The sequence below is a fragment of the Nostoc sp. CCY0012 genome (assembly GCF_963920855.1).
GTDB lineage: Bacteria > Cyanobacteriota > Cyanobacteriia > Cyanobacteriales > Nostocaceae > Cyanocohniella.
Window position 1 is genome coordinate 1 of record NZ_CAWUDM010000006.1, and the last position, 12,962, is coordinate 12,962.

Sequence of the window (12,962 nt, forward strand, 5' to 3'; positions counted from 1 at the left end):
ACTAGATATATCCGTTTCTTTGGGGTGTGACAGTTGTGGGTGCGGAATGTGGGTTACAGGATTACTACTATTTATAGTCTTGATTAAGCCATCAATCTGGGAAACACTACCACCAGTAACTCGACTGAAAATGTTGGAAATTTGGGGAGTATTGACTAAATCAAAAGTGGTTGAATTGCCAGTAGGAAGAGAAAATTGCCCGAAACTGTGAAATAAATTACTGCCTGCCGCACTACCATTGATGATGGTGAAGTGATTGCCATTTTGAATCACAGTAGTATTGAGACTGCCATCTGAAGTGATTTGAGCATAGGCAAAGTTTTCACTCAGCAAGATGATTCCTAATGGCAACACTATAGAAGCTGTCAAAATTCGATTCACCCAACCCAAACAAACAGGGAGTACTTTCATGATTCAGTGGCTTTTTCTTCTCACATTAGTATTCCCTTAATGACACTTGTCTTAACACAAGAGAGTCCTTCGAGTAGTTATAGCAGGGAACAGGGAACAAGGAGGAAGTGATATTCAGTTAACTCTGAGTAATGGCAGAGCAAGATAATGATTGCTGAGTATAGGAAGGGGATGAGGTTGAAACTAACTCAATTTTGCCTTGTGGGTTACGATGCCAAGATGTAGCTTGAACAAAAGTGTTTGATGATTGAGGTTTGTGTGCTGTGACTGGGTGATGTTGTTGGAATGCAGAGATGTCACGCACATCAGACCAAGTGCGTAGGCGTAGCCCTTCGTAGACATCGCTCCTCACATCTTGACTGGGATTTTGGGGTATTCCACCTCTTCCTGTGGCGACAAAACTACTACCACTTGTATCTGCACAACCTGCGGCAATTTGTTGCGATGAATCTACTAAGTTTGCAGGTAATTCCACTAAACCAGAATTGGGGTCAACACCAATATTATTAACTTCTACTGTACCGCTAACTCCAAATTGAGAACTTGCGGTGATGTCACTTTCTGGAGTCAGTTCGTTGCGGAATTTTAACCCGAATATACCTTGGGTATTAATGTTGATATTACCGCCATTTCCTTCTACAGCATTGGCAATGATATCGCTGTTTTCTAAACCGACGATAACTGGAGAGTTGATAGTAATATTACCGCCATTGCCAGTTCCTTGAGCTTCTGTAGAAATGAGGCTGTTATTTTGTAGAATTAAGTCAGATTTGAGATTCAAGTTGATATTACCGCCTTCCCCAGAAGCAGTATTAGCAATTACTTGACCCTTGTTGTCAAGTCGTAAGGAATTTGCATTTATATTTAAAATTCCCCCATTTCCCAATCCTTCATTATTGACAGTAACTACCCCTCCATTATCTATTTGAAATTTAGGAGTATTAATGGTTACACTGCCAGCATTTCCACTAGGGCGATCAGGAAGTCCAAATGCTTGACGCAAAGTTGTCGGTAAAATTGGGGCTGCTGCGCTAATACTGCTACCCCTGAGTTCTATTGATTCAGAAGCATTAATGGTGAGGTTGCCACCAGCACCACTATTGAGAGTTGCAGTGGCAACAGATCCACCATTGTCTACAATCAGCCTGGATGTATTTATATTTAAATAACCACCATTACCTTGGCCAAATACAGATGAACTAATATTAGCAGGAGCTAAAGTTATTGGATATGCACCCTTAATTTCTATAGTTCCGGAAACATTCACATTTACATTTCCGCTATCCCCTTTTCCAAAATTGTTAGAAATAATTAAGCCGCCATCTGTAATTGTTAGGTTCGATGCAGTGATATTCATATTGCCCGATGGCCCAGAGCCAAAGGTAGGTGTAGCAATTCCACTAGTAGCAATCAGATTTAGCGGTGATACACGATTAATTTGAATATCTCTGGCAATATTTACATTAATATTACCCCCAGAGTCGAAACCATAAGTTCTTGATAGGACAATACCTCCGTCATTGAGGAGTAAATCTCCGGCAGAAACATCAATATCAGCACCTTTCCCTAGACCTAAACTTTCAGTCATCAAGCGACTAGACATAACTCCTGTTACAGGTCCTACATCCGGTGCTATTCTCACATCTCCAGAAACTTCTAACAAACCTGTTGCTTGCACGCTAATATTATTAGGTGCTTGGCTTCCCACAGTTTGAATCAAGGCAGCAGAACCATCTTTAAGGCTAATATTTTGCCCTTGTAATTGAATTCCACGACTGGTTAAGCCACTTGCATCGACTAAAGACTGATTTACAAGTTGCATATCTCCAAAACCTTTGATATTTGCATAATCCAACTGCAAATCTGAGAATGTGTCATTAATCTTAACTGTACCTGCTTTGACTGCACCTAACTCAATCCTGCCATTTTCAGCAGTTAAAACACCACCTGACAAATTCAGATTTTGTCCAACTAATGCGATCGCTTGTCCGGAATTCACCTCTAAGGTTGATTGGGTATTATCCCGAATTATGGGAGTCAATGCTCCTCCTGTCAATTGATGTCCAGTTCCCTGTACTTGAATATTTCCCGAATTCTGCCCCATCTGCAAGCCGATAGGGACACTCATAGTCAATAAAGGAGTTGTATTTGACCCAACTGCACTAAATTCTGTGCCATCAGCAAACTTAATACTAGTTGCTGTCGTCCCCACAAACGAACCGCCAATATCCAACTTGGCATTTTGCCCAAACATAATCCCGTTGGGATTCATTAAAAACAAACTCACTGGATTATTGCCACCAAGAGTTTGAATCAAGCCATCAATATGAGAAACATTTCCACCTGTTACCCGACTAAATATAGTTGTAATATTTGGTGTATTAGTTACATCAAAAGTGGCTGAACCACCAGTTGGCACAGAAAAATTACTAAAACTATGGAATAAATTATTACCTTTTTCAATACCATCAAGAATATGAAAATTATTGCCACTGGGGTTAACAATGGTGTTAGTCGTACCATCAGATGTTACCTGAGCATGAGCAGTATGACACCAAATCAGCATGACACCTAATGACAACTGATTGAGCAAAACTAAACCAACAGAACTTACTCTCATCACTTAATGTCTCCGATACTTGATGATTTATGCTTATGATGCCCTTCAGGTAACTACTTCTAACCCTCAATTGTGGAGATTCAGGACAAGGCTTGTTTGATTAAGATCAATTTCACTACCAATTAATGCAACAGTTTGAGCCTTAAAACTTTGCGCGGGGCGAAACAGGAAATTAAGCGCTGGTGTGCCTTGGGTGCGAATTGCTCCAGCATTGCTGCCTAGTTGTAGTCCCACAGGCGTACTCATGGTTAATAAGGGCTGTGTTGTAGAGTCAGTAGCGCTAAATTTACTCCCGTCAGCAAATTTGATACTTTCGGCAGTAGTTCCAACAAATGACCCACTAATGTTGAGGCTGGCACGAGACCCAAATACAATTCCGCTAGGGTTGAATAAAAATAGACTAACTGTGTTATTGCTATTGATCGTCTGAATTAAGCCATCTATATGGGAAACGCTACCTCCAGTGACTCGACTAAAGATAGTAGAGATGTTGGGAGTATGGATTAAATCAAAGGTGGCTGAACCTCGATTGGGAACGGAAAATTGCCCAAAGCTGTGAAATAGATTAGTACCTGAGGCACTACCATTAGTAATTGTGAAATGATTCCCATTTTGGGAGATATTAGTATTGAGACTGCCGTCTAAAGTGACCTGAGCAGAGGCACAACTAGTCCATACAATGATTCCTAATGGCAAGAGCAGGGAACTTGTAATGATTCGATTTGCCAAACTCCACCCAAAAAAAGGCTGTCTCATCTTCAGAGTTTCCTGATAATACTCAATTTATAATTCCCTAAATAGTATTATTTTTAACACTAGTAACCAAGAGACATGATTTGAGATGAGGGTGCTTAAGCGATCCGCCCAATGTATAAATGTCAGTGTCTTAGCCACAAATGAACTACTAGAGACCGCATTTGTAAAACAGGCATTCAAACAATTCGCAATTCGCAATAGAGCCTCCGGCACGCTCCGCGAACGCAATTCGCAATTACGTTTTGTGACGGGGATTTAAACCCCCAAGAGAGTTAAAATGGTGTATAGCGTATCGAAAAGTACAACCCATTTTCTTGGAGCGATCGCCCGTCACCTTCTACAGATATCAAGGGAATACCCCAATCCAACCTAGCCGAGAAATTATTACCTTGTTGCCACAGTAGACCTAACCCAGTACCAATCAAAGTACTTTGTGAGGGATTGTCACCTTTGGTATTCCAGCCTTTACCCACGTCGATGAATGGTGTTAGTTGTAGTACTCCTCCTATGTTGGCAGCACGTAAAATAGGCAGCCGTAATTCTGCGGATACCAACATTCCATTGTCGGTTAATAATGTATCTTGGCGATAACCGCGCACACTTACCTGTCCACCAAGACCAAATTGTTCTAAAGGTACTAAAGAATCTGCTGCTAGTTGAAAATCGCCTCTGGCTAAAAATAGTGTTTCCGGTGCTAACTGTCGTACCCACTGGGTTTGTCCCCGCCAAGCAAAAAAGCGACTATCTGGCGCATCTTCATTGACATTGGCACCGAACCAATCTACACCTAAGCTAAATTGCGATCGCGCGGCGAAAACTTGCTGATTATTGCGTTGAGTATACTCTTGGGTAAAGCGTAAAGCCGAAATCTTGGTGTTTCCGTCTGCATCTGCACCAGGCGATAAAGCAAACCCGCCAATATCATCTAGACCTAACTTCGTTTGGCTGGCTTGACGGGAAAAGGATAATCCCACCGCTAATTCTTGAGTTGGTTTTTGGATTAGTGGTTGGCGATAGCCTAATTCGTAAGACTTGATATTTGACTGAATATCTAGGACACTGAATGGTTCTTCAAGGACGCGATTCCATCCCTGATTGACACCAAAGAATACAGTGCCATTGCGGGCATTAATTGGTAAAGCGTAATTGACATTAATTGTATTACTGCCATCAGTATTGGCGTACCCGACACTGAGGGTATCACCAAAGCCTAGTAAATTGGCTTCTTGTAATTCTACACCCCGGCGAAAACTACCAACACTAGGCGATCGCCCATTATCTAAAGTTGTGGTGAGGGAGAAAGTATCGGCTTCTTGAACTTCAACTTGTAATATATTGGTTCCCGGAGTTACACCCATTTGCAACTCAGCTGAGAGGTTTTGAATGCGCGGATCGAGGCGGAGTAGTTGCAGCTTTTCTATCAAGTTCGGCACCTGAAGGGGTTTACCAGCACCAAGTGAAATGCGATCGCGGATGTATTGACTACGCAATCGCCGATTGCCTACGATTTGAATTTCTGTCAAACTGCCTTCTACCACCTGAATGGTAATGACTCCAGCTTCCACTGTCTGCGGTGTAATTAAAGCACCTGTAGTTACATAGCCGTTATCAGTGTAGAGCTTGGTAATGGCATCTTTGACTTGCAACAGTTCTGCAAACGATATTTCCCGTCCCACAAAGGGATCTGTAATAGCGGCAAAATCTTCTGGTGAAAAAACTGTACTATCAACAACTTCAATGCGATCTACCCGGAATTTGGCATTAGGGTCATCCTCTGCGGTAATTGGTTGATCCGGTAGTTGTGGGGGAGGAAGCAATGGCTCCTGGTTGGATGGCTGCGGTAGTACGATAGGAATATCTCCTATGCGACTAGGTGGTAAAGTTTGAGCGATCGCTTGATGATAGTTACACAATACTGCTGGTAAAATCAGGACGAATGTGAGAATTTTGGGACTAAAATTAAAATAATTGTTTAATGTCTGTTGAGAAAATGCTGCGTTAATAATATACTTCATCTACACCCTTCTCCTTAGTTTACCTGAGTTGAAAATAGGAAATAGGTAACAGGTGAAGAGGTATTTTCATTGTTATGGTGTACGCAGTTTATAGTGCCTACTTAGTACACAGAAATTTTTCCTCTATTGGCTCTCACAACTGTTCCATATTTTTTGCATAGCTAAAGGAGACAGTTTGGTATGTCTGCCGTCCCAACGATTTACTGTTGGGTATGTCAATCCTGTAAAGGCTACAAAATTGCTCTAATTTAGACCTATTGCTATGGGAAGTTTACAAAATAGATAATTCTTGATTTTTTATATCCATCTAATTAGGAAAAAATAATATATGATTACATATGATGACTGCATTTTTTACAGCTATCATCAGCATAAATACGTATTTATTCAGAATGATAAACTGTAAACAGCCATCACAGCAAATCTGTAATGGAAAATTGGCGTTGGCGATCTAATTCTTGCAACCGCAGTTTTTCATTGTAGAAAGACTGATAATACGATTGCCATTTTTCCGGTTCTGCTTCTGCATCAGTTTGTTGCCAAAGTTCTAAAAAGTAACGATAGCGCTTCTCTCTTAATACTCTTTCCATACAAGCGATCGCAGCTTGAACTACTTGGGGTGTCCGCAACATTTCTTTCTTGCTTGTCTCATTTACATGAAACAAATGGGACACTAATTCTATTTCTTCTGATAACTCTAAGTACCTATCTTGCAAACTTGAAACAAAATCTTCCTGTTCCCCTGTTGATTCTAAAATCTTCTGCCACAAAAATCGGTGGTGGGAAAGGCTAAATTCTAAATCTCGTTCTTCTAAGGTGTCAATAATAGTTTGCCTTTGTTCGGGACAGTGGAGGTAAATTTTGAGTAGTAAAGCTTCTGCTAGTTCTAAAAGACTGCGATTTCCTAGGATTGAGGAGTGGGTAATTTTTCTACTATCCCCTTTTTTCTTACTTGTTAAGGGTTGAGAATATGCCGTAGTAGCCGGAGCAATTTGAGTTAATAGATTTTCCACGCGTAAAGGTATCAGTCTCAAATCCCCTAAGCTGAGGATTTCGGCGCAGTAAGAGACGTAATAGTTGCGTGTATCGCTATTATCTATATTTTTTAGTAATTTTACTATCTGTTGCGTGACTTGCTGAAAATCGGTAGCTTGCTTTAAATCCCTTCCCGCAATTATTTGTTGAATCTGCCAATCAAGCCACAATGGGGCATTTACTAACAGTTGCTCATAATCTTCTGGTGTATGAGTATACAAGTACTCATCGGCATCTTTACCATCGGGGATGTTGAGAATCTTCAGCTGCACTTCCCCTTTGTAGGCTAAATCGGCTATTTCCCCAATGGCTCGTTCTGCGGCGATATTTCCGGCTTTGTCAGCATCAAAGTTGAGGACTAATTGTTTAGATTCGGTGTAGCGTAAAATTAACCTGACTTGTTCAATACTTAAAGCCGTACCCAAAGAAGCCACAGCGTTGGTAATACCCGCAGCATGGAGAGCGATCGCATCAAAATATCCTTCTACCACTACGGCTTGATCTAACTGGGAAATCCCTGTTTTGGCTTGATCAAGGGCAAATAAGGTTTTACCTTTACTAAAAAGCTCAGTTTCTGGTGAATTGAGATACTTCGGTTGTTCATCAGTTAGGGTTCTCCCACCAAAAGCAATGACTCGCCCTTGGATATCGCGGATGGGAATCATCAGGCGATCGCGGAATACATCATAATAACCACTTCCTTCCTTCCGTGGCTTAATCAATCCTGCTTTTGCCACCAGTTGCACTGGATAATGTTTATCTTCCACCAGATAGCGATGTAGGGTTTCCCAACCTGCGGGTGCATAACCCAAGCCAAACTGCTGAATTGTTTCTTCATTCAGTTGGCGATCAGATTGCAGATATTCATACGCTGTTTTTCCTTGGCTTTGTCTGAGGGCGTGTTGATAAAACTGTCCGGCGGAAGCGAGAACTTCATATAACTGTTCCCGCAAAGAAATCTGACGCTGTAATTCTTGGCGTTGTTCTGGAGCGAGAGTTTGTACAGGTACTTGGTAACGACGTGCTAAATCTAACACTACTTCCGAAAACGAGTGTTTGCCCAAATCCATCAAGAACTTAATGGCATTTCCCCCAGCTTGACAGCCGAAGCAATAGTACATTTGCTTGGTTTGACTGACTGTGAAACTGGGACTCTTCTCATCATGGAAAGGACATAAACCCACAAAATCTTTACCACGCTTGCGTAAAACTACGTGTTCTGAAACCACATCAACAATATCAGCACGTTGTTTAATTTCCTCAATTGTGTCAGGGTGCAAGCGGGGAATTTGCATTTTGGCTCATGGGTTCGTAACTATCACTGCTGTGGGCTGACCCACTGATAGCTATTATATTCTTGTTGCCAAGCCAACAATTATGTATAAAATTGCTTACGCTTAATTTTCTTAGAGGAAATACTGACGATGGGACGTATTTTTATTTCAGCGGCTCACGGAGGCAAAGAAGCCGGAGGCATCGATCCTGGCTCAATTGCAGGTGGTACAACCGAAGCTAGAGAAATGATTCTGCTGCGGGATTTGATTGTCACAGAATTGCGATCGCGGAGTTTTGATGTTTTGGCAGTTCCCGATGACCTCAGTACCGTAGAAACTATTGCTTGGATTAATGCGCGGGGTCGTCGAGTTGATGTCGCCCTAGAAATTCATGCTGATGCTGCTAGTAGTCCGGCTGTGCGGGGTGCAAGTGTCTATTACATTGCCAACAACCAGGAGCGTAAAAGTAATAGTGAATTGGTTTTAATGGGGCTGTTGCGGCGTGTACCTCAGTTACCAAATCGGGGAGTCAAACCAGACACCGATAGTGGGTTGGGGAGTTTAGCATTTTGTCGTCAAGTAGCTATTCCTTCTTTATTGATGCAAGTAGGCTTTATTAGCAGCCCCGAAGACCGCGCATTACTACAAAATCGTCGTCGTGATTTCGCTTTGGGAATTGCCGATGGCTTGGCATCTTGGAGTCGGGTAATTGACCCCACTGAGGTAACTCCTGTTGAACCAACTTATCCAGCAATTAATATTAATATTAATGGGCAAAAATATGCAGAACAAGGAATATTAGTTAATGGTAATTCTTACATTCCTATTGATTTGGTAGATCAGCTACGAATTGATTTATCTAAATCACCCGATATTAACCGTATTAGTTATCGGAGAATAGTTTATATTAAAGCAGTAGATTTAAGAAATTTTAATGTTTCTATTGGTTGGGATGCAGCAACTAGTACAGTTAGTTTACGCTCTAATTTATTAGTTTGCGCTGATAATCTTGACCGCATTATGTCACGGGGTAATACCTCAGAAGTAGAGTTGCAACTATTTCTGAGAAATAATAATGAAAATGCTTTGGTGACTTTTCCTGATATACCTAAATTATATCGAGAAGAAGGTAATTCAGAGGGTGTGAATTATGACATTGCTTTTTGTCAAATGTGTTTAGAAACTGGATTTTTACGCTTTGGGGGTGATGTCAGACCTCAGCAAAACAACTTTGCCGGCTTAGGTTCCATTGGTGGTGGTGCTGAAGCAGCTTCTTTTTCTAGCGCTAGAATTGGTGTCAGAGCGCATATTCAACATTTAAAAGCTTACGCTAGTTTGGAACCATTGGTAAACGAAGTGGTAGACCCACGGTTTCGCTTTATCACCCGGGGAATTGCGTCATCAATATATCAGCTTTCTGGGCGCTGGTCAGCAGATCTAGACTATGGTACAAAAATTTTAGCAATGATGAAACGACTGTATGAATCAGCACGACTTTTGTAATTCGTTATGCATATTAGCAGTAGTAGCCTCTATCTATGGGCTAACAGATGAAAGAGTTATTAATGCTTTATTTTAAAAAATAATTTGCCAATTCTTTCTTATGGCAGTCGGCATCTCAATTTTAATGAGGCTTACTGTTAGTAAAGCATAAGAAGAAATTAAAATGTCTCAAACTCAAAAACAAGGGAAACCAACAGATAACAAGCCCGACCAATGGCAGCAAGACCTGAATCCACAACCTCTGGCTGGTCGAAATTATGGTCTAGAAGGGCAGCATCCAGAGAAAGCAGGACTGAATGCTTATGAGGTGAAGGAACTGCATGACCAACTTGCAGAGTATACAGCCGACGAACTTAAGCAAATTACTCTGCTACCACCTGGAAGTCGTTTGGAACAAGGCGCAACGTATATTGATTTGAATGACCCAGAACGTCAAGAGTTCACTGCAATGGGCGATATGGAAGCCGGGACTGATAATTGGTACGTACCAAAAACTGAGGTTGGCTATCAGCTTTGGAATCGGTTAACAGGTGTAGAAAACCCTGAACGCTTGGGAGAACCTAGTGATTCCTAAGATTTTTTGGGAGATTAGGCGGATTTAAAAAATCGGATAATTTCGCGGACATGATCGAGAAATTGTCCGTCAGATGAAAGTTGAGCGATCGCACTTCTGGCTTCTCTGGCTAAACGTTCATGTTCGGTTTGATTTGTGGCCCGTAAATCTTCTAAACTAGCAGTTACTCTGGCTAAATCTCTGCGCGTTTCTTCGGTAAAGCGCTGTTGGTTTGCAGGTAATGAGTAATCTAGTTCTGGGTTGAGTTGTTGTTCTAAGCGTTTAACTGTGTCATCTAATTCATAAAAGCGATTGCGGAGTTCCATGACATCTTCACGGGGATACCGAAATTCTTGGCTAATCATCCTCAACCGTGCATATAAATATTCGTAGGCGCGGATAGCTGGACGCAGGACGGTTAATAATAAAGCTGCACCAGAACTGATATATCCCACAGCGCTAATACCAGTGGCCGCAAGCGTATAAAGGCCAACGGCTGAGAATAAGTGTAAAGCAATGGCTACCCAGAGCGATCGCTTGGCTAAAACACTGACATACTTAACTTGCTTTTCATCTACGGGAATTTGTTTTTCCGTAGATTGTGCTGCTTCTGCTAAAACTTCTTTAGCCTGAAAATGTACACTCCAAGGTACAGTCACAATTACCAACAACCACCAAAAACTGGCACCACCAATTACCCAGTCTAGGAAGTTACCAGTAGGTATTTGGAACCATTGCAATACACCAAAACCCAGCAGTACTACAACTACAATTCCCACAATGGAACTGATGAAAAAATTCACATACATATTGCATAATCCCTAGTGAAACTATTAGCTCAATCATGGCTACACATAAGGATTTATACGCAAATGCTTGTGATAGTTGTTCTAGCTGCACATCTTTGGGAACAATGTAGAGCCAATTCTCACAAGGTGTTTACAGGATTAGTGAAATGGGAAAAAATTCGGTTAATAAGTTTTTTGGAGCAGATGCTGACCGAGGCGGCGCGCAAGTGCAAGGATTGTGAAGGTGGGTGAGTACGAAGGTCCGGTGGGAAACACCGCCGAACTAGCCACATAGAGATTATCAGTACCGAACACTCGACAATTCGGATCAACAACACCCTCTTCGGGTCGCCTAGCCATACGAGTGGTACCCATTTGGTGGGCTGCATCGGTCATGTTCTCCAAACACGGCGGATCATTCTCGAAGTTAAAAGTTCCGATCCCGATATCTGCAAATCGCTGCGTCAAGAGTTGCAGCGTCTTCTGCATCGAATGCCGATCCTGGTCGGTGAAGCACCAGTCAACTTCCAGCTTTCTTTGACCGAGTGCGTCGCATTCCGTTCCCAGCTTAACGCGACTGCCCTTATGTGGAACCTGTTCGGTCACAAATTTGACTCTATAGCTGGCCACCGGGCCATTACCGTCCCGGCAGGCAGGACGGCGGCGCAAGGTTCGCCACAGGCGATCCATTGACTTCTCGTAAATCGGCTTCAAGTACAAGACATGCTCGAGCAACTCTTGCTCTCGCTGAGTTGCGTCGTCCAGCGCAAAGCAAATACAGAAACGTGGCTTGGGAGCGTATTGCAGCTCATGGGCATATTGTTGAGCTAAAGGTCCTGGCTTTAGGGTTCCCGTATGGTGTTTAGGATGGTCAGTATAAAAGCGCCCAACGAGGTCGTGAGCATTGCCGATCCCTCCAGAGAGTTGACGGTTGGAGGCAAGTAGGAGACGCGCGGTTTCAAACGCCCCGGTGGCCAGGATAATTACTTTGCCTTCGACAATGAGTTCACGGCCTTCGAGTGAGCGACAAGCAACTGCGGTCACATGTTGACAGGAAGCATCGAGTTTTAACTCAGTTGCGGTCGCACCCAAGACGACATGCAAGTTTTTTGAGCGGCGCATCTCTTCTCCAAAGCGTATCGCCGTGCGCGTGGGAGTTTTCTCCCAGTAGAAGCTGCTCATTTTCAAACCGCCTGCGGCGAGCTTTGCTCGAAGAGACGTAATTTCAGGACGTACGGCTTCTGCTTCTAAATCACCGAAGCCGTAATCTTTTGCCGCCGAACGGTAGTGTTTCAAGAGATCAGCGAAGTTTATTGGCCAGCCACTGTCAGCAACCCAAGGTCTACCATCGAAATCCCAGGGCTGTAAGTATTTCCACTTACCTGTCCAGACATTACTTGTGCCACCGAACTGACGCACGCGACTGACTCCACGTAGCTCAGGCGGCAGGTATCGATGGTAGTAAGAGTCTGGATCTAGTTTGCGATGGCGTTTGCCAAGAAAGATCACATCATTCAATGCCTGGATCGATGGATCGAATTGATGGCGCCCGCTTTCCACTAGCACCACCTCTCGTCCATGACGTGCTAGGTGTGTTGCTACCTCAGCACCTGCGATCCCTGAGCCGAGTACAACCACCTGCCCCATTAGCTTCGTTTGCTCACCCATATCGAGAATATCGGTAATCATCTGGCTCCCATCTATATAGAATGTCCAATGGTCAAAAGATTTACCACCAGCTATTTTTGAACTAAAATTAGCCTACTAAATTTAGCCATTGTGTGGCGGCAAACGTCAACTTCGGTGATTTTACCCCAACTAAGCAAACCCGGCACCTGATTGATTAATTTGGTGGCTATTACGTCAATTTGATTATCATTATCATATAAGTCTTTGGACGATTAAAGGTTATGATATGAATTGGTTTAGTCACAATACGAGAGTTAGCTACTGACTTGAGTATCATTATTCATAACTTGGGCTACATTCCGTTTGGCTATGCCGTTT

At 42.6% G+C, this 12,962-nt stretch carries 8 protein-coding genes and 1 pseudogene; 2 read left to right on the forward strand and 7 right to left on the reverse strand.

What is annotated here, in order from left to right:
• The 5 genes and pseudogenes from ACM0OS_RS02475 to dnaG form a co-directional block, all read right to left on the reverse strand.
• On the reverse strand, positions 1-411 hold a 411-nt coding region (locus tag ACM0OS_RS02475), incomplete at its 3' end, for a filamentous hemagglutinin N-terminal domain-containing protein (RefSeq protein WP_414541567.1).
• A 118-nt stretch (positions 412-529) separates the two neighbouring features.
• Positions 530-3,031 (reverse strand): filamentous hemagglutinin N-terminal domain-containing protein, encoded by a 2,502-nt coding sequence (locus ACM0OS_RS02480; RefSeq protein ID WP_414541568.1) that lies wholly within the window; start codon positions 3,029-3,031, stop codon positions 530-532.
• Positions 3,032-3,118: 87 nt separating this feature from the next.
• Positions 3,119-3,787 (reverse strand): annotated as a pseudogene (locus ACM0OS_RS02485) (filamentous hemagglutinin N-terminal domain-containing protein); the annotation flags it as partial.
• 272 nt (positions 3,788-4,059) lie between these two features.
• Entirely contained in the window at positions 4,060-5,802 is a 1,743-nt protein-coding gene (locus ACM0OS_RS02490; protein WP_414541569.1) for a ShlB/FhaC/HecB family hemolysin secretion/activation protein, read from the reverse strand.
• Between the two features lie 413 nt (positions 5,803-6,215).
• A complete protein-coding gene (gene dnaG / locus ACM0OS_RS02495; protein WP_414541570.1) occupies positions 6,216-8,132 on the reverse strand; it encodes a DNA primase in 1,917 nt (638 codons plus the stop codon).
• A 129-nt stretch (positions 8,133-8,261) separates the two neighbouring features.
• Here dnaG and ACM0OS_RS02500 point away from each other — a divergent pair, with 129 nt between their 5' ends.
• Both ACM0OS_RS02500 and ACM0OS_RS02505 read left to right on the forward strand, forming a co-directional pair.
• On the forward strand, positions 8,262-9,614 hold the full coding sequence (locus ACM0OS_RS02500) for an N-acetylmuramoyl-L-alanine amidase (RefSeq protein WP_414541571.1): 1,353 nt from the start codon (positions 8,262-8,264) through the stop codon (positions 9,612-9,614).
• 163 nt (positions 9,615-9,777) lie between these two features.
• On the forward strand, positions 9,778-10,188 hold the full coding sequence (locus tag ACM0OS_RS02505) for a hypothetical protein (protein WP_414541572.1): 411 nt from the start codon (positions 9,778-9,780) through the stop codon (positions 10,186-10,188).
• A 14-nt stretch (positions 10,189-10,202) separates the two neighbouring features.
• Here ACM0OS_RS02505 and ACM0OS_RS02510 read toward each other — a convergent pair whose 3' ends face one another.
• Together ACM0OS_RS02510 and ACM0OS_RS02515 are read right to left on the reverse strand one after the other, a co-directional pair.
• Complete coding sequence (locus tag ACM0OS_RS02510) at positions 10,203-10,976, reverse strand: hypothetical protein (RefSeq protein ID WP_414541573.1); 774 nt, start codon at positions 10,974-10,976, stop codon at positions 10,203-10,205.
• A gap of 162 nt (positions 10,977-11,138) precedes the next feature.
• Positions 11,139-12,644: a GMC oxidoreductase gene (locus ACM0OS_RS02515; protein ID WP_414541574.1), complete on the reverse strand. Its 1,506-nt coding sequence runs from the start codon at positions 12,642-12,644 to the stop codon at positions 11,139-11,141.
• Between the last annotated feature and the right edge of the window lie 318 nt (positions 12,645-12,962).

What these genes read in the sequence shown, in the direction of transcription:
- ACM0OS_RS02515 (WP_414541574.1), bottom strand. Translation starts at nt 12,644, where the DNA reads ATGATTACCGATATTCTCGATATGGGTGAGCAAACGAAGCTAATGGGG.
- dnaG (WP_414541570.1), bottom strand. Translation starts at nt 8,132, where the DNA reads ATGCAAATTCCCCGCTTGCACCCTGACACAATTGAGGAAATTAAACAA.
- ACM0OS_RS02510 (WP_414541573.1), bottom strand. Translation starts at nt 10,976, where the DNA reads ATGTATGTGAATTTTTTCATCAGTTCCATTGTGGGAATTGTAGTTGTA.
- ACM0OS_RS02490 (WP_414541569.1), bottom strand. Translation starts at nt 5,802, where the DNA reads ATGAAGTATATTATTAACGCAGCATTTTCTCAACAGACATTAAACAAT.
- ACM0OS_RS02480 (WP_414541568.1), bottom strand. Translation starts at nt 3,031, where the DNA reads ATGAGAGTAAGTTCTGTTGGTTTAGTTTTGCTCAATCAGTTGTCATTA.
- ACM0OS_RS02500 (WP_414541571.1), top strand. Translation starts at nt 8,262, where the DNA reads ATGGGACGTATTTTTATTTCAGCGGCTCACGGAGGCAAAGAAGCCGGA.
- ACM0OS_RS02505 (WP_414541572.1), top strand. Translation starts at nt 9,778, where the DNA reads ATGTCTCAAACTCAAAAACAAGGGAAACCAACAGATAACAAGCCCGAC.